At 73.2% G+C, this 19,484-nt stretch carries 14 protein-coding genes; 11 read left to right on the forward strand and 3 right to left on the reverse strand.

The window, feature by feature from the left end; all coding sequences use genetic code 11:
- Positions 1 to 45 precede the first annotated feature (45 nt).
- The 6 genes from OG978_RS31560 to OG978_RS31585 all read left to right on the forward strand — a co-directional run bounded on the left by OG978_RS31560 (position 46) and on the right by OG978_RS31585 (position 8,682).
- Complete coding sequence (locus OG978_RS31560; RefSeq protein WP_442817773.1) at positions 46 to 882, forward strand: hypothetical protein; 837 nt, start codon at positions 46 to 48, stop codon at positions 880 to 882.
- 14 nt (positions 883 to 896) lie between these two features.
- Positions 897 to 3,041, forward strand: coding sequence for a bifunctional serine/threonine-protein kinase/ABC transporter substrate-binding protein (locus tag OG978_RS31565; RefSeq protein WP_326768456.1), 2,145 nt, complete (start codon positions 897 to 899; stop codon positions 3,039 to 3,041).
- Between the two features lie 6 nt (positions 3,042 to 3,047).
- Positions 3,048 to 5,165: a bifunctional serine/threonine-protein kinase/ABC transporter substrate-binding protein gene (locus tag OG978_RS31570; RefSeq protein ID WP_326768457.1), complete on the forward strand. Its 2,118-nt coding sequence runs from the start codon at positions 3,048 to 3,050 to the stop codon at positions 5,163 to 5,165.
- Between the two features lie 238 nt (positions 5,166 to 5,403).
- Positions 5,404 to 6,432, forward strand: coding sequence for an L-threonine 3-dehydrogenase (gene tdh, locus OG978_RS31575; RefSeq protein ID WP_326768458.1), 1,029 nt, complete (start codon positions 5,404 to 5,406; stop codon positions 6,430 to 6,432).
- Positions 6,433 to 6,498: 66 nt separating this feature from the next.
- Positions 6,499 to 7,692: a glycine C-acetyltransferase gene (locus tag OG978_RS31580; RefSeq protein WP_326768459.1), complete on the forward strand. Its 1,194-nt coding sequence runs from the start codon at positions 6,499 to 6,501 to the stop codon at positions 7,690 to 7,692.
- A gap of 57 nt (positions 7,693 to 7,749) precedes the next feature.
- Positions 7,750 to 8,682: a LysR family transcriptional regulator gene (locus OG978_RS31585; protein WP_326768460.1), complete on the forward strand. Its 933-nt coding sequence runs from the start codon at positions 7,750 to 7,752 to the stop codon at positions 8,680 to 8,682.
- 87 nt (positions 8,683 to 8,769) lie between these two features.
- On the opposite strand, the gene OG978_RS31590 is transcribed toward OG978_RS31585, so the two are convergent.
- Together OG978_RS31590 and OG978_RS31595 are read right to left on the reverse strand one after the other, a co-directional pair.
- On the reverse strand, positions 8,770 to 11,406 hold the full coding sequence (locus OG978_RS31590) for an ABC transporter permease (protein ID WP_326768461.1): 2,637 nt from the start codon (positions 11,404 to 11,406) through the stop codon (positions 8,770 to 8,772).
- The gene (locus OG978_RS31595; protein WP_326768462.1) at positions 11,403 to 12,122 is read right to left on the reverse strand and encodes an ABC transporter ATP-binding protein; all 720 of its coding nucleotides are present in this window, start codon (positions 12,120 to 12,122) and stop codon (positions 11,403 to 11,405) included. The genes OG978_RS31590 and OG978_RS31595 overlap by 4 nt, the downstream gene beginning before the upstream one ends.
- A gap of 166 nt (positions 12,123 to 12,288) precedes the next feature.
- Here OG978_RS31595 and OG978_RS31600 point away from each other — a divergent pair, with 166 nt between their 5' ends.
- The 4 genes from OG978_RS31600 (at position 12,289) to OG978_RS31615 (ending at position 16,105) form a co-directional block, all read left to right on the forward strand.
- Positions 12,289 to 13,596, forward strand: a complete 1,308-nt coding sequence (locus tag OG978_RS31600; protein ID WP_326768463.1) for a sensor histidine kinase — start codon at positions 12,289 to 12,291, stop codon at positions 13,594 to 13,596.
- Positions 13,584 to 14,243: a response regulator transcription factor gene (locus OG978_RS31605; protein ID WP_326768464.1), complete on the forward strand. Its 660-nt coding sequence runs from the start codon at positions 13,584 to 13,586 to the stop codon at positions 14,241 to 14,243. The genes OG978_RS31600 and OG978_RS31605 overlap by 13 nt, the downstream gene beginning before the upstream one ends.
- 27 nt (positions 14,244 to 14,270) lie before the next feature.
- Positions 14,271 to 14,906 carry a nucleoside/nucleotide kinase family protein gene (locus tag OG978_RS31610; RefSeq protein WP_326768465.1) on the forward strand — a complete coding sequence of 212 codons (636 nt, stop codon included), beginning with the start codon at positions 14,271 to 14,273 and terminating at the stop codon, positions 14,904 to 14,906.
- A 71-nt stretch (positions 14,907 to 14,977) separates the two neighbouring features.
- The gene (locus tag OG978_RS31615) at positions 14,978 to 16,105 is read left to right on the forward strand and encodes a M24 family metallopeptidase (protein ID WP_326768466.1); all 1,128 of its coding nucleotides are present in this window, start codon (positions 14,978 to 14,980) and stop codon (positions 16,103 to 16,105) included.
- A 51-nt stretch (positions 16,106 to 16,156) separates the two neighbouring features.
- Here the strand turns inward: OG978_RS31615 and treZ are convergent, their stop codons facing one another.
- Positions 16,157 to 17,929 (reverse strand): malto-oligosyltrehalose trehalohydrolase, encoded by a 1,773-nt coding sequence (treZ, locus tag OG978_RS31620; RefSeq protein WP_326768467.1) that lies wholly within the window; start codon positions 17,927 to 17,929, stop codon positions 16,157 to 16,159.
- 168 nt (positions 17,930 to 18,097) lie between these two features.
- Here treZ and OG978_RS31625 point away from each other — a divergent pair, with 168 nt between their 5' ends.
- Complete coding sequence (locus OG978_RS31625; RefSeq protein ID WP_326768468.1) at positions 18,098 to 19,465, forward strand: GH1 family beta-glucosidase; 1,368 nt, start codon at positions 18,098 to 18,100, stop codon at positions 19,463 to 19,465.
- Positions 19,466 to 19,484 lie beyond the last annotated feature (19 nt).

Consider the following 19,484-nt stretch of genomic DNA (forward strand, 5'->3'; position numbering starts at 1 on the left):
ACTCATAGGATCGACGTGACTTCGGGGATACGGAGGTGGTCGATCGTGGCGCGCGGCGGGCCGATACGCGGGTGGCGCGGGTACGGGATCCTGGCGGCGGTACCGCTGCTGCTGGCGACCGCGTGCGGCGGGGGCGGCGAGGGAGGCGGGGACGCGGCGAAGAAGCGGCCGAGCGCCTCCCCGTCCGCCACCGGTACCACCGCCGCCGGAAAGGAGACGCCCGACGCCACGGGCAAGCCCGTCATCGACGCGGACCCGGCCCGGCTTCCCGCCTCCCGGAGCGCCGCACTCGACCTCATCGGGCGGGTGATCGCCGACCCCGAGAGCTTCGGGCCCGGGGTGGTCGAGCGCAGCCCGTACGAGAGCGGCCCGGCCACCTGGCCCGTTCTGGGGAGCGACTGCATCTGGCGTCAGGAGAAGCCGGTGAGCAGCGTCCTCGCCACCGTCACCCGCTCGTTCGAAGTGCCCGCGGCCCAGGGGAAGGGGCCCATCCGGCTCTCCGCCGTCATGACCGTCCACCGCACCCGTGAGGACGCGCGGTGGGAGATGGCCGAGTCGATCGAGGAGACGATGCGCTGCCCCACGCAGCAGTTGCGCGAGGGCGAACTGATCGGCTCGATGGTCTCCGCCTCGCTGATGCAGGGGGAGAGCGCGGAGAACAACTCCGAGGACGCGTTGGTCGAGGCCGGCAAGTACCGGAGCAGTGCGCTCGGCGGCCCCCATCCGTACCTCTGGCAGCAGGCGCAGACTCTGCAGTTCACCGTGGCCGTGACGGGCAAGGGAGCCAAGGGGCGGACCGACAAGGAGATGGACGCCCTCACCAACCAGGCTCAGGCCACCATGCTGCTGCGGCTCAAGTCCGCTGTCGAGAAGCAGAGTTGAGGGAGGGGCGGTCGATGGATGAGCTGCGAGCCCAGGACCCGTCGCGGATCGGCGGACACCGGCTGCTGGGACGGCTCGGCGCAGGCGGGATGGGGGTGGTCTATCTCGGCCGCACGGACACCGGGGCGCTCGCCGCGGTCAAGGTGATCCTGCCCGAGTACGCCGAGGACGACGACTTCCGGGTCCGTTTCCGCCGCGAGGTCGAGGCCGCCCGCCGGGTGGACAGTCCCTGGGCGGTTCCGGTCACGGGTGCCGAGACCGAGGGCGAACACCCCTGGCTGGCCACGGCGTTCGTGCCGGGACCGGCGCTGTCGGAGGCGGTGGCCCGGTGCGGACCGCTGCCGGTGCGGAGCGTCCGGGTGCTCGGACGGCTGCTGTCCCGTGCGCTGGCTTCCGTGCACGCCGCCGGACTCGTCCACCGCGACGTCAAGCCGGGCAATGTGCTGCTCACCGCCGACGGACCGCGCCTGATCGACTTCGGTATCGCGCGAGCCGTCGACGCCACCGCACTGACCGCGACGGACCTGGTGGTGGGGACCCCCGGCTTCCTCTCGCCGGAGCAGGCCACCGGCGGCGGAACGGTCGCCGGACCCGCGAGCGACGTGTTCTCGCTGGGATGCCTCCTGGCGTACGCCACGACCGGACGCCCCCCGTTCGGCAGCGGCGCCGTCGAGGCCCTGCTCTACCGCACCGTTCACGACGAACCCGACCTCGACGGGGTCGACGACCCGGAACTGCGGGTGCTGCTGGGCGCCTTGCTGGCCAAGGACCCCGCGGCGCGGCCCACCGCCGCGCAGCTCGACGAGCGGATCGTCGAGGACGCACCCGACGGCTCCGTCGACTGGCTGCCCGAGGACGTCGTACGGCTGATCGCCGACCGGTCCGCCGCGATGCTCGCGCTGCCCGGCATCGACGCCACGACCGCCGGGGAACCCGCGACCGGCACGCCCCGGCCGGGGCGGCGGAGGATCCTTCTGCTGGCGGGCGCCGCAGCGGTGGTCGCGGCCGGCGGTGGCACGTTCGCGGTACGGGAGTGGCTGCGCGACGACCCGGACGCGACCGGTGCGGCCGGGTCCGGCGAGCGGGCCTGGACCATCGGCGTACAGGCGGATCTGACCGGTCCCCGAAGTGCGGCCGGACGGGCACAGGAGCGTGGCGTACGCCTCGCCGTCGAACGGTTCAACTCCCGTAAGGACAAGCCCTTCACGCTTCGGGTGAAGGTCCTGGACGACCGCGGGGACGCCACCCGGGCCATGCGGGTCGCCGAACAGTTCACCCGTGACCGCGATGTGCTCGCCGTGATCGGCCCGACCGGCGACCCCGCCACCGGTTCCGTCCTCGGCGCGTACGACGAGGCGATGCTGACGGTCATCACCGTGTCCTCGCTCCAGCTCGCCTACCCCGCCCGGTCCAAGAAGTCCTTCTTCCAGGCCGCCCCGTCCGACGCCGCACTGTCCACGCCGATCATCAGCCGGCTGCTGCTGCGGCCCGACGTCGAACGGCTCGGGGTGCTGCTCGACCGGTCCGGCGGCCAGTCCGCCTACCAGGTGGGCTACCTCACCAACATGGACGCCGGGGTGCTCACCACCGGGACCGCCTACCCGCGAGTGGTACCGACCGGCACGCGGAACTTCGCGCCGGTCATCGCGGACATGCTCACGCACGCCAGCGATGCCTTCTTCTACGCGGGCGACGCGGCCGGAGCCGCCCGTACCGCACGTGCTCTCGCCGCCACACCCTTCAAGGGGCCCCGCATGGCCATGCACACGGTCATGGACGCACACTTCCTGAAGGACGCCGGGGAAGCCGCCGAGGACTGGGAGTTCACCGCCCCCTACATCGACGCGACGGCCCCCCGGGCCAAGGAGTTCGCCGCGGCGCACCGCAGGAGATTCGGGGGCGCTCCCGGCCACTGGGCCGCCGAGGCGTACGACGCGGCCGGGCTCGTCATCACCGCCCTCACCGCTCTCACCAAGGGGGCCCAACGGCCCGCGCGGGCCGCACTCGTGGCGAAGATCGCCGCGTCCACGTACGAAGGAGTGTCCCGGACCTACGCCTTCGACGAGACCCACCGCCTCAAGGGCACGGACGCGTACCTCTACGGGGTGCGCGACGGCGGCTACCACTACCTCGGCCCGGCGCCGAAGGCCGGAGCCTGATCCGGCATGCGGCCGCTCACCTCGGACGACCCCCGCACCATCGGCGAGTACCGCACCCTGGTGCGGCTCGGCGCGGGCGGCATGGGTGTGGTGTACCTGGCCCGTTCGTCCGGCGGGGCGCTCGCCGCGGTGAAGGTGATCCGGGCCGAGCACGCCGCCGACCCCGGCTTCCGGGCCCGCTTCCGGCGCGAGTCCGAGGCCGCCGGGAGGGTCACCGGACCGTGGGCGGTCCCGGTGACGGGGGCCGACACCGAGGCCCGTGAACCCTGGCTGGCCACCGCGTTCGTGCCGGGCCCCTCGCTGGCCGAGGCCGTCGCCGCCGAGGGGCCGCTGCCGGCCACCACCGTCCGGGTGCTCGGCGCCCGCCTCGCCGGCGCACTCGTCGCGGTGCACGAGGCCGGTCTCGTCCACCGCGACGTCAAGCCCGGCAACGTGCTCCTCGCGCTCGACGGGCCCCGGCTCATCGATTTCGGCATCGCACGCCACGAGGGCGCCACGGCCCTCACCGCGACCGACGTCGTGATCGGCACACCTGGCTACCTCGCCCCCGAGCAGGCTTCGGCGCGGCCGCTCGGACCGGCCTGCGACATCTTCTCGCTGGGCTGCGTCCTCGTGTACGCGGCGACCGGGCGGCGTCCGTTCGGCCAGGGCACCGCCGCCGGGGTGCTCTTCCGGACCGTGCACGAGGAACCCGATCTGGACGGACTGCCGTCCGGGCTGCTGCCCCTCGTCGAGGCCTGCCTGGCCAAGGACCCGGCGGACCGGCCCACCGCGCGTCAGGTCGAAGAACTGCTCACCGATGCCGCGCCCCCGGACGCGCGTTCCTGGGCGCCGCCGGGTCTGTCCGCCCTGATCGCCGAACGCTCGGCCACCGCCCTCGCGCTCCCCGTCCCCGAACCGCCCACGGTCGTCGCAGACCCCGGTCCGCCCGGTCCGTCACGACGGCGTGTCCTCACCGCCACGGCCACCGGTGCGGTCCTCCTGACGGGCGGCGCGGCCGCTGCCCTGGTGGCCGGGCGGCAACGCGACAGGGCGACGTCGCCCCGCACCCTTCCCACGTACACGATCGGGCTGCACGCGGACCTGAGCGGGCCGGGCAGGGCGGTCGGCCTGGCGCATGAACGCGGCATCCGGCTCGCCGTCGATGACCACAACTCCCGTACCGACGCAGGCTTCCGGCTCGCCCTGCGCACCGAGGACGACGCCGGGGACGCGGCCCGCGCCCTGCACGTCGCCAACCGGCTGGTCGCCGATCCGGACGTGCTCGCCGTGGTCGGCCCCACCGGGGACGTCGCCGCCGCGGCCGTCGTCAGCCGCTACGAGACGGCACGCCTCGCCCAGGTCGTCGTCGCGGCAGGATCCACCACCGCCGACTCGGCAGGCACCAAGACCCTCTGCGTGACCCGGCCCTTCGACGACTCGCTGTCCATCGCCCTGATCCGCTACGTGGTCCAGGTCCGCCCGGCCGAACGGGTGGTCGTCGTCGAGGACCGTGCCGACCTCCGGAGCAGCTGGTCGATCACCGACCGCTTCCGGGACCATCCGATCGAGGGGATCGAGGTGACGGTGCACACGGTCGACGCGGACACCACCACCTTCGCCCCGGCCGCCCACGCGGCGGTCGCCGCCCGGGCGGACGCGGTCGTGTACGCCGGATCGTCACCCGGCAGGGGCGCCCGCTGCGCCACCGCCCTGGCCGACGCCGGATTCACCGGAACCGGAATGTCCGTCGGGCCGGTCCTGGCACCCGCCTTCCTCCGCGGTGCGGGCAAGGCCGCCGAAGGGTGGGTCTTCGCGCAGGCGTACACCGACCCGACGGCACTCCCGGCCGCGAAGGCGTTCACCGCCGCGCACCGCGAGCGGTTCGGGGCCCCGCCGGGCCGTTGGTCCGCCGAGGCGTACGACGCGGTCGGTCTGACCGTCCGGGCCGCCCGGACCACCAGCGCGGCCGAAGCGGAACGCGGCGGCGTCGCACAGCGGCTGTTCCGGACCAGCCACCCGGGCATCACCCGGACGCTGTCCTTCCACTCCTCCACCCGTCAGGTGCGGATCGAGACGGGGATGTTCCTCTACCGGGTCCAGGGCGGGCGGGCGCGTTTCCTGGGGCCGTACACGAAGGTCTGAACGCGAGGTCCGAGGGGGCCTGAAGCGGAGCTGCGGGCGCGGTTAAGAAAACCTCGATGGACCTGTGGCGCGGGGTGCGGCAGATTTCTCCGTGACGGCAGAGGATGGTGCGCGGCAGCCGATCGACGCGCGCTGTCATTCGCCCCGTCCCTCTCGATCTTCCCCGGGCCGCAGGCTTCTTCAGGCATGTCCCCGGCCCGGGGTACTCAACGCCGCACCAGCGCAGGGAGCCGCAGCCGTGAAGGCACTCGTGAAGCAGAAGGCCGAGCCGGGACTCTGGCTGATGGACGTGCCGGAGCCGGAGATCGGCCCCACGGACGTACTGATCAAGGTGCTCCGTACCGGCATCTGCGGCACCGATCTGCACATCCGCAACTACGACGGCTGGGCGCAGCAGGCCGTGCGCACCCCGCTCGTCCTCGGCCACGAGTTCGTCGGCGAGGTCGCGGAGACCGGCGCCGACGTCGTCGACATCAACGTCGGCGACCTGGCCAGCGGCGAGGGCCACCTGGTGTGCGGCAAGTGCCGCAACTGTCTGGCCGGCCGCCGCCACCTGTGCCGCTCCACGCTCGGGCTCGGTGTCGGCCGGGACGGGGCGTTCGCCGAGTACGTCGCCCTGCCCGCGTCCAACGTCTGGGTGCACCGCGTCCCCGTCGACCTCGACGTCGCCGCGATCTTCGACCCGTTCGGCAACGCCGTGCACACCGCGCTGTCGTTCCCGCTGGTCGGTGAGGACGTACTGATCACCGGCGCCGGACCGATCGGCATCATGGCCGCCGCCGTCGCCAAGCACGCGGGCGCCCGCAACGTCGTCATCACCGACGTCAGCGAGGCCCGGCTGGAACTGGCCCGGAAGGTCGGCGTCAGCCTCGCCCTGAACGTCGCCGAGGAGACCATCGCCGACGGCCAGAAGCACCTCGGACTGCGCGAGGGCTTCGACGTCGGCCTGGAGATGTCCGGCCGGCCCGAGGCGATGCGCGACATGATCGCGAACATGACGCACGGCGGCCGGATCGCCATGCTCGGACTGCCGTCCGAGGAGTTCGCCGTCGACTGGGCCCGCATCGTCACCTCGATGATCACCGTCAAGGGCATCTACGGCCGAGAGATGTACGAGACCTGGTACGCCATGTCCGTACTGCTGGAGGGCGGCCTCGACCTCGCCCCCGTGATCACCGGCCGGTACGGCTACCGCGACTTCGAAGCGGCCTTCGACGACGCGGCGAGCGGCCGCGGCGGCAAGGTCATCCTCGACTGGACCTCCTGACCCGACGCCCTCGCAGACGACGCCTCCGTAGACGACGCCACCGTAGACAGCTGGGAGACACCCCTCATGTTCGACTCCGTACGCGACGACATGCGCACCACCCTCGAAGAGATCGAGGCCGCCGGACTGCACAAGCCCGAGCGCGTGATCGGCACCCCGCAGTCCGCGTCGGTCGCCGTCACCGCGGGCGGCCGCCCCGGTGAGGTGCTCAACTTCTGCGCCAACAACTACCTGGGCCTCGCCGACCACCCCGATGTGATCGCCGCCGCCCACCAGGCGCTGGACCGCTGGGGCTACGGCATGGCCTCGGTCCGCTTCATCTGCGGCACCCAGGAGGTCCACAAGGAACTGGAGCAGCGGCTCTCCACGTTCCTCGGCCAGGAGGACACGATCCTCTACTCCTCCTGCTTCGACGCCAACGGCGGTGTCTTCGAGACCGTCCTCGGCCCGGAGGACGCGGTCATCTCCGACGCCCTCAACCACGCCTCCATCATCGACGGCATCCGCCTCTCCAAGGCCAAGCGGTTCCGCTACGCCAACCGTGACATGGACGACCTGGAGAAGCAGCTCAAGGAGGCGTCCGGCGCCCGGCGCAGGCTCGTCGTCACCGATGGCGTCTTCTCCATGGACGGGTACGTCGCGCCGCTGCGCGAGATCTGCGACCTGGCCGAGCGCTACGACGCCATGGTCATGGTCGACGACTCGCACGCCGTCGGCTTCGTCGGCCCCGGCGGCCGCGGCACGCCGGAGCTGCACGACGTGATGGACCGGGTCGACATCATCACCGGCACCCTCGGCAAGGCGCTCGGCGGCGCGTCCGGCGGCTATGTCGCGGCCCGTGCCGAGATCGTCGCGCTGCTGCGCCAGCGCTCCCGCCCGTACCTCTTCTCCAACTCCCTCGCCCCGGTCATCGCAGCGGCCTCGCTCAAGGTCCTCGACCTGCTGGAGGCCGCCGGCGACCTGCGCGAGCAGCTCAACGCCAACACCGCGCTCTTCCGTACACGGATGACCGAGGAGGGCTTCGACATCCTGCCCGGCGACCACGCCATCGCCCCCGTCATGATCGGGGACGCGGCGAAGGCAGGCCGGATGGCGGAGCTCCTCCTGGAGCGCGGTGTGTACGTGATCGGGTTCTCCTACCCGGTCGTTCCGCAGGGCGCGGCCCGTATCCGCGTCCAGCTCTCCGCCGCGCACTCGACTCAGGACGTGAACCGGGCCGTGGACGCGTTCGTCGACGCGCGGGCCGCACTGGGGGAGTAGCACTCGGGGCCCGGCCGGGCGGCGGGGTTCCCTCCGTGACCTGGGACAATGGGTCACATGATCGATTCACGGCGGCTGCGCATCCTCCGTGCGGTGGCCGACCACCGCACGGTGACCGCCGCAGCCGCCGCGCTGTACCTCACCCCCTCCGCCGTCTCCCAGCAGCTCGCCGCGCTGGAGCAGGAGACCGGGCACCGGCTCGTCGAACGGGGCGCGCGCGGCGCCCGGCTCACCCCCGCCGGGGAGATCCTGCTGACCCACACCAACGCGGTGCTGGCCCAGCTGGAAAGGGCCGAGGCGGAGCTCGCCGCCTACAGCTCGGGGGACGCGGGTACGGTCACCGTCGCCGCGTTCGCCACCGGCATCGGCCTCGTCCTCGCCCCCGCGATCGCCGAACTGACACGCACCGCGCCCGGTATCCGGGTCCGGGTCCAGGACGCCGAGGGCGACGCGAGCGTGCCGATGGTGCTCGACCGGCAGGTCGATGTGGCGGTCGCCGTCGAGTACCGGGGCGCCCCGGACGAGGACGACCGGCGGCTGACCCGGGTGCCGCTGTACTCCGAGCCGTTCGACGCGGTTCTGCCGGTCGGGCATGCGCTGGCCGGCCGGGAACAGGTGGCGATCGCCGACCTGGAGAAGGACGCGTGGATCGGCCCGTACCCCGGCAACCCCTGCCACGACGTGGTGGTCCTGTCCTGTGAGTTCGCCGGCTTCCAGCCCAGGATGGAGCACTCCTCGGACGACTTCCGCGCGGTGGTCGCGCTGGCCGGGGCGGGTGCCGGGGTGGCGCTGGTGCCGCGGTCGGCGCTGCGGGGGATGGAGCTGACGGGGGTGGTGGTGCGGCCGGTGGAGGGCAGCGCGCCGACCCGCCGGGTCTTCGCCGCGGTGCGGCACGGGGCGGAGGGGCATCCGCTGATCGCCCCGGTGCTCGACGCGCTGGCCGCGGCGGCGGTACGGGAAGGGGCGCTGCCCCTGCCCGCGTCACCCTGACACGCACGCGTCCCCTCGGCTGCGGGACGATGCCACGGGGCGTCCGGAGAGTGTCCGGGCGCGTCCGGGGTGTCACGTCCGGTGTCCTCACGTCCGGCGTCCGAGGACGAACCGGCCGCCGGACCACCCCGGCCACAACGCCCCCGCACCCGCCGCGACCGTCACGGCCAGCGCGAGCACCCCGTACTGCACCGGCGGCAGATACGGCATCGACCCGGTCGTCGGCACCGCGAACGCCACCAGCGGGATCGCAGCGACCAGCGTGCCGATCGCCAGCCCGGCCACCGCCACCAGTCCCGTCTCCAGCACCAGCATCCGCCGCACCTGACGGCGACCCGCACCGACCATCCGCAGCAGGCGGAACTCGGGGCGGCGGCCCACCGCGATCAGGGACAGGGTGCTGACCACCGCGAGCAGCGCGAAGCCACCGATCACCCCGACACCGATGATGATCATGGCGTTGTCCTGCTCCGAAGACGAGGGCGCGATCCGTACGTCGTCGGCCGTCGCGGGACGGACCCGCACACCCGTGTACGGGGCGAGCGCACGCCGTACCGAAGTGGCGGTGGCGGAGGCCGAGGCCGCCGGACCGTCCGTCGAGCGGATCAGGATCCGCTGGTCGCGAAGAGCAGAGACGTGCCCGGCCAGCGCCTCGCGCGGCATCATGAACTCGCCGAGCCCCAGGGCCCGTTCGTAGAGCGCCACCACCCGCAGCCGTACTTCGGTGCCGTCGCCGAGACGGAGCTCCACCGAGTCACCGATGCCGACCCCGAGGTCGGACGCCCGGTCCTCGCCGACCGCCACTGTGCCCCTGCCGGTGAGCTCCGCCGGATCGCCCGCGGTGACGTGCGGATCGAGCGTGCCGGCCAGCTGGTCCGCCGTCACACCCAGCACGGGGAACCGGTCCAGCTTCGGCTCGCCCATCTCGCGGTGGGCGAGCACGACACCGGAGCGCAGCACACCGGTCGCCGCCGCCACCCCCGGGGCCTCGCGCACGGCCGCAGCCGCACCGGCCGGCAGTTCGGCGGCCGGGCCCGTCACCACCAGGTCGGCCCGGAGCGCGGCAGCGGCCTCCCGGTCGGCGGCCCGCTCCAGCGTCGAACCCGCCGCCAGCTGTACGCAGACGAACGCCACGACCAGCACGATCGGGGTGATCGCCGCACCGAGGCGCCGATTGTGCGCGGCGGCGGACTTGGCGGCGAGGAAGCCGGAGACCCCGCCGGCACGCCGCACCGTTGTGCCGAGGACCCGCATCGCCACCCGGGCGATCCACGGACCGAGCAGCGCCACGGCGATGATCAGCGAGGTCGCCGCACCCGACGCGGCCACCGCGGCGGCCTGCCCGCCCTGCGCCGTCGCCGCACCGGCCGAACCGACCCCGGCCACCGCCAGCACCGCCCCCGCGACCGTACGGAACCGGCCCGGCTCGCCCGGCTCGGGCGCACGGGCCGCGCCCAGCGCGGCGGCGGGCCGCATCCCGGTGATGGACCTGGCCGCGAGGACCGCCACCGGACGGGCGGCGAGCGCGACGAGCGACGCGGCCGCGGCCGCCGCAGCGAACGGCAGCCACACCGGGACCGGCAGCGGCAGCGGGTCCGTCGTCAGCAGCGACCGCATCAGCAGACCCAGCGGCACGGCACCGACCCCGCCCAGCACCGCCGCGGCACCGGCCACCCGGCTCACCTCACGGCCGACGGCCGATCTGAGCTGATGGGGCGTCGCGCCGACGGCACGCAGCAGCGCCAGTTCACCGGAGCGCTGGTGGACCGCCTGGGAGAGGGTGGTGGCGATCACCATGAGCGCCACCATGAAGACCGTTCCTGTGATGGAGGCGAGCAGCGGCAGCAGCTCACCACGGGCGCCGAGCGCATCCGGGTGCTCGGCCTGCCCGCGCTCCGGGCCGGTGAGCACCCTGACCGCACGGTCGCCACGGGCGCGGTCGGGCAACGCCTTCTCCAGCGATGCCCGCAGCGTGTCGGCGGAGACACCCGGCTCGGCGACGATGCCGATCGCATCGACCGTGCCGGGGTGTCCGGCCAGGGCGGTGAGATGCCGCTCGATGAGGAAGACGGCGGGGGACCCGCCCCGCTGACCGGTGTCGGCGACACCGGTGACGGTGTACCGCCGGGGAGCCCCGTCGACCTGCAATGTCACATGGTCACCGGTCCTGCTGCCGGTGGCGGCCGCCAGCGCGCCGTCGATGACCACCTCGCCGGCGGTCCGCGGCGCGCGCCCGTCCGTCAGCCGGTACGGAGTGAGCGCGGCGGCCGCCCAGGAACGGCCGGAGCCCGAGGCCGCACCGCCCCCACCGGCCACGGTCACCGGTACCGAATCGTCCGCGATCGCCTGCGCGACGCCGTGCGCGGCAGCCGCCTCCGCCACCACGGAGCGGTCCAGCCGCACCCGTTCGGGCAGATAGGCCGTCGCGGTCTTCGGCTCACTGCCCCACGGCTTCGCCGTGTACGTCACCCGCTGGTCGGCCGCCACCACCGCGTCGGCCCCCGCGTAACGCTCCACCGGCGGCTGCGCCAGCAGCAGCGAACCGACCACGAGGGCGAAGGCGCCGATCAGCGCGGCCGCCGCCGTGGTCGCCGTGAACACCGCGCCCCAGGCCCGGCGATGGGCCTTCAGTGAACGCCGGGCGAGAAACGCCGACGCCCGTCGGACACCGAGGCGCACATCCGACCGGGGCCGCGCCGCCCCCTTGTTCCTGGTCCTGTTCATCGCAGCCGGCCGCCGTCCATCGTCAGCACGGTGTCCGCCCAGCTCGCCGCCACCGGATCATGGGTGACCATGACGACCGTACGGCCGTCGATCCGCACCGCGTCGCGCAGCAGAGCGAGCACCAGCGTCGCCGACTCCGGATCCAGGGAGGCCGTCGGCTCGTCCGCGAAGATCACCTCGGGTTCGGTCACCAACGCCCTTGCCACCGCGACCCGTTGCTGTTGTCCGCCGGAGAGTGTCCCGGGGCCCAGCGCGCCGCGGCCCGTCAGGCCGACCCGGGCCAGCAGATCCCGTCCGCGGGTCAGCACCCGCTCGTCCGCCGGGTCGGCGCCCGCCAGCACCAGCGGCAGCACGACGTTCTCCTCGATGCTCAGTGAAGGCACCAGATTGAGGGCGTGCGACTGGAAGACGAAGCCGATCCGGTCCCGGCGCAACCGGGTCAGCGCCGCCTCGGAGAGCGCACCGAGATCGGTACCCCCGATCCGTACCGTGCCCGCCGTCGGACGGTCCAGACCCGCCGCACACTGCAGGAACGTGCTCTTCCCCGAGCCCGAAGGACCCACCACCGCGGTGAAGCTCCCCGCCGGGACCGAGCAGCTGACCGCGTCGAGCGCGGTCGTCTCCCGGCCGCGCCGGCCGTGGCGCCGGCTCACCGACTCCAGGCTCAGCGCGGACGCCCGCACCGCTGTGATCGTGTCCACCGTTGATCCCACCATTCCTTCTGTGCCCCGCCGTGTGCCGTCTGACCTGGGTAAACGCTACGAACCGGGGAGTGGCCGGGCGAGGGTGCGCGGTCCCGGAACGGGGGTGCAGCCAGCTCCACCGCGGCCAGGGGGAGGGCACCACTCCGGCGGCGCGCGGACCCCCGTAACGTGATGCGTCATGAGCACCACTCCCGCCCCGCTGACGGCCGCCATCCGGCGTTCGTGGGATGCGTCGCGCTATCTGGGCATCGGTATCGCGGTCGCTCTGCTCGCGTATGTGAGCGCGTTCCTGGTGGTGGCAGTCCTGCTGTTCGCCGCCGTGCTCATCGGGCTGCCCGCGCTGCCGGAGGCTGCAAAGGTGCTGCGCCGGTTCGCGGAGTCCGAGCGGCGCAGGGCGGCGGCGCGGCTGGGCGTTCCGTTCACGCCGACGCGGTACCCGCCGCTGGACAGCGGCGAACTCTCCGAGCGGGTCCGGGGCGTGCTCGCCGATCCGACGGTCTGGCGCGACGCGCTCTGGCTGCCCCTCCAGGCGCTCATGGGCAATGCCCTCGGCTACCTCGCGATGGTGCTGTGGCCGGTCGGGCTCCTCGTGGACGGCGCCGCGCTGTCGGTCGCACACCTGCTGGACCGGCGAGCCGCCGACGAGTACGGCACGCCGCTGCCCGAGCGGCAGGGGTGGGTGCTGCGCTGGCACTGCGTACTCGCGGACGTGTCGGCCGGATGGACCCGGTCCCTGCTCACCTCGTCGCCGTCGGCCGCGCTTGCCGCACGGATCGACCAGCTGACCGAGAGCCGGGCCGGTGCGGTCGAGGCGCACGGCGCCGAACTGCGCCGCATCGAACGCGATCTGCATGACGGCGCCCAGGCCAGGATCGTCGCCCTGTCCCTGCGCATCGGCCTCGCCAGACAACTCCTCGACAGCGACCCGGCCGCCGCGCGCATCCGTCTGGACGAGGCGCAGGACGGCGCGGAGGCGGCCCTCGCGGAACTGCGGCACGTGGTGCGCGGCATCCATCCGCCGGTGCTGACGGACCGTGGACTGACCGGTGCGGTACGGGCGTTGGCCGCCGACGCGGGTGTACCCGTCACGGCGGAGCTGGACGGTGTCGAGGACGGCCGACGGCTTCCGGCCGCGATCGAGGCCGCCGCCTACTTCGTCATCGCCGAGGCGCTCACCAACATCAGCAAACACAGCGGTGCGACGGCCGCGACCGTGCGCATCGCCCGTACCCCCGGCACCCTGCGGGTGACCATCAGCGACAATGGGCGCGGCGGCGCGGGCGAACGGTACGGCACCACGGAGAAGCCCTCCACCGGCGGCGATCGCCCACGCCCCGGGCCCACGCCGGTCACGGACCGGGGCGGGTCCGGCAGCGGGCTGGTCGGCATCAGGCGGCGGATCGCCGCCCTGGACGGCACCACCTGCATCAGCAGCCCCATCGGGGGGCCGACGGACATCGAAGTGGAGCTGCCGTGCGGATCGTGATCGCCGAGGACAACGCGCTGTTGCGGGAGGGCCTGATCCTGCTGCTCACCAGCTCGGGCCACGAGGTGGTGGCCGACGCGGCGACCGGGCCCGAGGTGTTGCCGGCCCTGCTGGAACACCGTCCGGACGCCGCCGTGCTCGACGTGCGGCTCCCGCCCACCTTCCGCGACGAGGGGCTGCGCGCCGCGCTCGCCGCCCGTGCGGAGCTGCCCGAGCTGCCGATCCTGGTGCTCTCGCAGTACGTGGAGGAGACGTACGCCGCCGAGCTGCTCGCCCAGGGCGCGCAGGGCATCGGCTACCTCCTGAAGGACCGGATCGGCCGGGTCGACCAGTTCCTCCAGGCACTGGACCGGGTGGCGGGCGGCGGCACGGCACTCGACCCCGAGGTGGTGACCCAGCTGCTGACCCGCAAGTCGTCGGCCGGGCCGCTGCAGAGTCTCACCCCGCGCGAGCGCGAGGTGCTGGAACTGATGGCTCAGGGCAAGGCGAACGGCACCATCGCCGCCGAACTGGTCGTGTCGGAACGGGCGGTGAGCAAGCACATCGGCTCGATCTTCGCCAAGCTCGGCCTGGAACCCGACGACGGCACGGTGCACCGACGGGTGCTGGCGGTGCTGGCGTACCTGGAGGGCAAGGGGGCGCGCTGACGCCCTCGGTTCGCAACAATGCCCCGCATGGACACCAGCGATCCCACCGGGACGACGGCCCGCGCCCGCCGCCTCGCCGTCCCCGGCCACCGCCGCATTCTCGGGATCGCGGGGCCGCCCGGGGCCGGGAAGTCCACCCTGGCGGCACGGCTCGTCGACGCACTCGACGGGCTCGCCGTCCTCGTCCCCATGGACGGCTTCCACCTTGCCCAGGCCGAACTGGAACGGCTCGGCCGCGCCACGCGCAAGGGCGCCCCCGACACCTTCGACGCCGCCGGGTTCGCCGCCCTGCTCGGACGTCTGCGCGCACCGGAAGCGGGAACCACCGTGTACGCCCCCGCGTTCGACCGCACCCTGGAGGAGCCGATCGCCGGAGCCGTCCCCGTACCCCCGGACATTCCGCTGGTCGTCACCGAGGGCAACTACCTGCTGCACGACGAGGGTCCCTGGGCACCCGTCCGCGGGCTGCTCGACGAGGTGTGGTTCCTGGAGACCGACCCGGCCCTGCGGGTACGACGGCTCGTCGAGCGGCATGTGCGGTTCGGGAAGCCGCGACCGTACGCCGAGCGCTGGGTGGCGGAGTCCGACGAAGCCAACGCGCGCCTGGTCGAGCGGGGCCGGACGAGCGCCGACCTCGTCGTACGGCTGGATCCGCAGATCTGAGTCCCGCTCGCGTCGACCGGCACGGACGGGCAGGATGCTGTGTGCCGTGTCGCGTCGCCAGGAGGTCCCGCATGTCCAGCCAGAGCCAGCCCGTACCGTTCACCGCCGACGACTACCGGGCCCGTATGACGCGCGCGGCCGACACCGCCGCCGAGGCCGGGCTCGCGGGCGTACTGGTCGCGCCCGGCCCCGACCTCGTCTACCTCACCGGCTACCAGCCCGTGAACACCGAACGCCTCACCGTCCTCGTCCTCACGGCCGGTCAGGACCCGGTCCTCGTCGTTCCGACGCTGGAGGCCCCGGACGCCGAGAAGGCCGTCGGCGCCCCGGCCCTCACCCTCCGGGACTGGACCGACGGCAAGGACCCCTACGCCGTCACCGCCCCGCTGCTCGACGGCGCGGGCCGGTTCGGGATCAGCGACAACGCCTGGGCGATGCACCTGCTCGGGCTGCAGCGGACGCTGCCGGGGACCTCGTACGTCTCCCTCACCGAGGCCCTGCCGATGCTGCGCGCGGTGAAGGACACCCACGAGCTGGAGCGGCTCGCGGCCGCCGGGGCGGCCGCCGACGCCACGTACGGCGAGATCCTCAAGGTGCGTTTCTCCGGCCGCAAGGAGACCGACATCGCGGCCGAACTCGCGGACCTGCTCAAGCGGTTCGGGCACTCCCAGGTCGATTTCACGGTCGTCGGATCCGGCCCCAACGGCGCCAACCCGCACCACGAGGCCGGCGACCGCACCATCGAGCGGGGTGACATGGTCGTGCTCGACTTCGGCGGCCTCAAGCACGGCTACGGCTCGGACACCTCCCGTACGGTCCACGTCGGCGAACCCACCGCCGAGGAGCAGCGGGTCCACGACATCGTGCGCGAGGCGCAGGAGGCGGGCTGCAACGCGGTCCGGCCGGGCGTCGCCTGCCAGGAGATCGACCGGGCGGCCCGCGCGGTCATCACCGAGTTCGGCTACGGCGAGCGCTTCATCCACCGCACCGGCCACGGCATCGGCGTCACCACCCACGAACCGCCGTACATGATCGAGGGCGAGGAGCAGCCTCTGGTGCCCGGGATGTGCTTCTCCGTGGAGCCGGGCATCTATCTGCCGGGCCGGTTCGGTGTACGGATCGAGGACATCGTGACCGTCACCGAGGACGGCGGCCGGCGCCTCAACACCACCGCGCGGGAGCTGGCGATCGTCGAGTAGCCGGACACGGGGCGGGCGCGAGGTGTGTCCGGCTCGCTCCGTCCCGGTCCCTCAGCCGTCGGCCAGCACCACGCACGACTCCGGCGGCAGATGCAGCAACCCGTCGACGCCCGGGGCCTCCACCGGCTCCCACGCCGCCACCACCCTGTCCCCGCCGCCCCGGCGCCGACCGCCGCCCAGCGGGATCGTGGCCGGCTTCTCGCCCAGGTTGACCGCGATCCGCAGATCGCCCCTGCGGTACGCCAGCCAGCGCGCCTGCTCGTCGTGGGCGGTGCGCACCGACGCCAGGTCCGGGTCGCGGAGGTCGGGCAGGGCGCGGCGCAGGGCGATCAGCTCGCGGTACCAGGCGTGCAGGCGGGCATGCGGCTCCTGCGCAGGTTCGTTCCAGTCCAGACAGGAACGGTTCCGGGTGGCCGGGTCCTGCGGGTCCGGAATGTCGTCCGCCGCCCAGCCGTGTGCCGCGAACTCCCGCCGCCGGCCGCTGCGTACCGCCTCGGCGAGCCCCGGATCGGTGTGGTCGGTGAAGAACTGCCACGGGGTGCGCGCGCCCCACTCCTCGCCCATGAACAGCATCGGCGTGAAGGGCCCGGTCAGCACGAGGGCCGCGCCGCAGGCCAGCAGGGCCGGGGAGAGCGTGGCGGAGAGCCGGTCGCCCAGGGCCCGGTTGCCGATCTGGTCGTGGGTCTGGGCGTAGCCGACGAAGCGGTGGGCCGGCGTGCGGACGATGTCGACGGGGCGGCCGTGGGTACGGCCCCGGAAGCTGGAGTACGTGCCGTTGTGGAAGAACGCGCTCGTCACGGTCTTGGCGACGGCGGCCAGCGGAGCCGCGGCGAAGTCCGCGTAGTAGCCCTGGGACTCACCGGTGAGCGCGGTGTGCAGGGCGTGGTGGAAGTCGTCGTTCCACTGGGCGTGCAGGCCGAGGCCGCCCGATTCGCGCGGGGTCGTCGTCCGCGGGTCGCAGAGGTCGGACTCGGCGATCAGCGGGAGCGGACGGCCCAGTTCCGCCGCGAGCGCGTCGGCCGCCGTGGACAGCTCCTCCAGGAAGGTCAGCGCCCGCCCGTCGGCCAGGGCGTGGACCGCGTCGAGCCGCAGCCCGTCGAGCCGGTAGTCCCGCAGCCAGGCCAGCGCGCTGCCCAGCAGGAACGCCCGCACCTCGTCCGAACCGGGGGCGTCGAGGTTGACCGCCGCACCCCACGGCGTGTGATGGGCCTCGGTGAAGTACGGGCCGAACGCCGGGAGGTGATTGCCGGACGGGCCGAGGTGGTTGTGGACCACGTCCAGGAGCACCGCGAGCCCGAGACCGTGCGCCGTGTCGACAAAGCGCTTGAGCCCCTCCGGTCCGCCGTACGGCTCGTGCACGGCCCAGAGCGACACCCCCTCGTACCCCCACCCGTGGGTGCCGGGGAACGGGCAGACCGGCATCAGCGACACATGGGTGACGCCGAGCTCGGCCAAGTGCCCCAGCCGGGCGGCCGCGGCGTCGAAGGTGCCCTCGTCGGTGTACGTACCGATGTGCAGCTCGTACAGGACGGCGCCCGGAAGTCCCCTTCCCGCCCAGTTGCTGCGCCATTCGAACAACGAGTGGTCGACGACGGCGCTCTCGCCGTCCGGCCCGTCCGGCTGACGCCGCGAACGCGGATCGGGAAGCACCCTCCCGTCGCCGTCGCCCCCGTCCAGGACGAAGCCGTAGCGGTCCCCGTCCGACGCCTCCGCCTCGGCCGTCCACCAGCCGGACCGCACGGGATCACGCTCCATCGCCCGCGGCTCGCCCGCCAGTCGCAGTCCCACCTCGTCCGCATCCGGTACCCATACCTCGAACAGCATGCAACGCTCCTCGTCTCCTCGCCCCGCGCCCCATCGTCGGCAGCAGCCGCGATCACCGGCCCACGACACTGGATCGAGCCCGTTACTGGCGATTAAGGTCTGGTTCTGATCATTGCCCCGCAAGGTTCCGCTCAATACGCACTCCCTCTTACGGCTGTGGAGGCCGAGATGACTGTGCCGTCGTTCCCGCCCGGTTTCCTCTGGGGAGCCTCCGCGTCCGCCTTCCAGACCGAGGGGGCCGCAGACACCGACGGCAAGGGCCCATCCGGCTGGGACGCCTTCGCCGCGCAACCCGGACGGATCAAGGACGGCACCGACACCACCCGCGGAACCGGCTTCCACCAGCACTACCGCGAGGACGTCGCTCTGCTGGCCGGCCTCGGCGCCGACGCCTTCCGGTTCTCCGTCAGCTGGCCGCGCGTGGTGCCCGGCGGCAGCGGACCGGTCAACCCGCAGGGGCTCGACTTCTACGACCGCCTCGTCGACGAACTGTGCGCCCACGGCATCACCCCGGCCCCCACCCTCTACCACTGGGACACCCCGCTGCCGCTGGACGAGGAGGGCGGCTGGCTCAACCGGGACACCGCCTACCGCTTCGCCGAGTACGCGGGAATCGTCGCCGAGCGCCTCGCCGACCGCGTACCGATGTGGATCACCATCAACGAACCGGCCGAGGTGACGCTGCTCGGCTACGCGCTCGGCGAGCACGCACCGGGCCGCACCCTCCTCCTCGATGCCCTGCCCGCCGCCCACCACCAGCTCCTCGCCCACGGACTGGCCGTGCGCGCACTGCGCGGCGCGGGCGCGGACAACATCGGCATCGCCGTCTCGCACACCCCCGTCTGGACCGCCGGGGACCGTGACGAGGACCGGCTGGGCGCGGAGCTGTACGACACGATCACCAACTGGCTGTTCGCCGACCCGGTGCTCACCGGCCGCTACCCCGACGAGAACTTCGCCGCGCTGATGCCGGGCCCGGTCGAGGACGACCTGTCGACCATCTCCACCCCGCTCGACTGGTACGGCGTCAACTACTACAACCCCACCCTCGTCGGCGCCCCCGGCACCAGCGCCCCGGAGACCTTCTCCGGCTACCGGATGCCCGCCGAACTCCCCTTCGGCATCCGCGAGATAGAGGGTTACGAGAAGACCGACTTCGGCTGGCCCGTCGTCCCCGACGGCCTGCGCGAGACCCTCGTCCAGCTCCACAGCCGCTACGGCGACCGCCTCCCGCCGCTCTACATCACTGAGAACGGCTGCGCCGTCGACGAGCCCGCCGAGGACACCCGCCGGATCGCGTACCTCGAAGGGCACCTGCGGGCGCTGCGCACGGCCATCGACGCGGGCGTCGACGTGCGCGGCTACTTCACCTGGTCGCTCACCGACAACGTCGAATGGACGGAGGGCGCCAGCAAGCGCTTCGGCCTGGTCCACATCGACTACGAGACGCTGCGCCGGACGCCCAAGGACTCGTACGCCTGGTACCGCGATCTGATCCGCACGCAGAAGGCGGGCGGTGCGGCACACCGCCCCTGACGGACCGCCCCCGGTGTGA

The organism is Streptomyces sp. NBC_01591 (genome assembly GCF_035918155.1).
Lineage (GTDB): Bacteria > Actinomycetota > Actinomycetes > Streptomycetales > Streptomycetaceae > Streptomyces.

Bases quoted from the DNA above. Each gene is read 5' to 3' on its own strand.
- OG978_RS31590 (WP_326768461.1), bottom strand. From the start codon at position 11,406: ATGAACAGGACCAGGAACAAGGGGGCGGCGCGGCCCCGGTCGGATGTG.
- treZ (WP_326768467.1), bottom strand. From the start codon at position 17,929: ATGCTGTTCGAGGTATGGGTACCGGATGCGGACGAGGTGGGACTGCGA.
- OG978_RS31615 (WP_326768466.1), top strand. From the start codon at position 14,978: ATGTCCAGCCAGAGCCAGCCCGTACCGTTCACCGCCGACGACTACCGG.
- OG978_RS31585 (WP_326768460.1), top strand. From the start codon at position 7,750: ATGATCGATTCACGGCGGCTGCGCATCCTCCGTGCGGTGGCCGACCAC.
- OG978_RS31570 (WP_326768457.1), top strand. From the start codon at position 3,048: ATGCGGCCGCTCACCTCGGACGACCCCCGCACCATCGGCGAGTACCGC.
- OG978_RS31580 (WP_326768459.1), top strand. From the start codon at position 6,499: ATGTTCGACTCCGTACGCGACGACATGCGCACCACCCTCGAAGAGATC.
- OG978_RS31595 (WP_326768462.1), bottom strand. From the start codon at position 12,122: ATGGTGGGATCAACGGTGGACACGATCACAGCGGTGCGGGCGTCCGCG.
- OG978_RS31625 (WP_326768468.1), top strand. From the start codon at position 18,098: ATGACTGTGCCGTCGTTCCCGCCCGGTTTCCTCTGGGGAGCCTCCGCG.
- OG978_RS31600 (WP_326768463.1), top strand. From the start codon at position 12,289: ATGAGCACCACTCCCGCCCCGCTGACGGCCGCCATCCGGCGTTCGTGG.
- OG978_RS31610 (WP_326768465.1), top strand. From the start codon at position 14,271: ATGGACACCAGCGATCCCACCGGGACGACGGCCCGCGCCCGCCGCCTC.
- OG978_RS31565 (WP_326768456.1), top strand. From the start codon at position 897: ATGGATGAGCTGCGAGCCCAGGACCCGTCGCGGATCGGCGGACACCGG.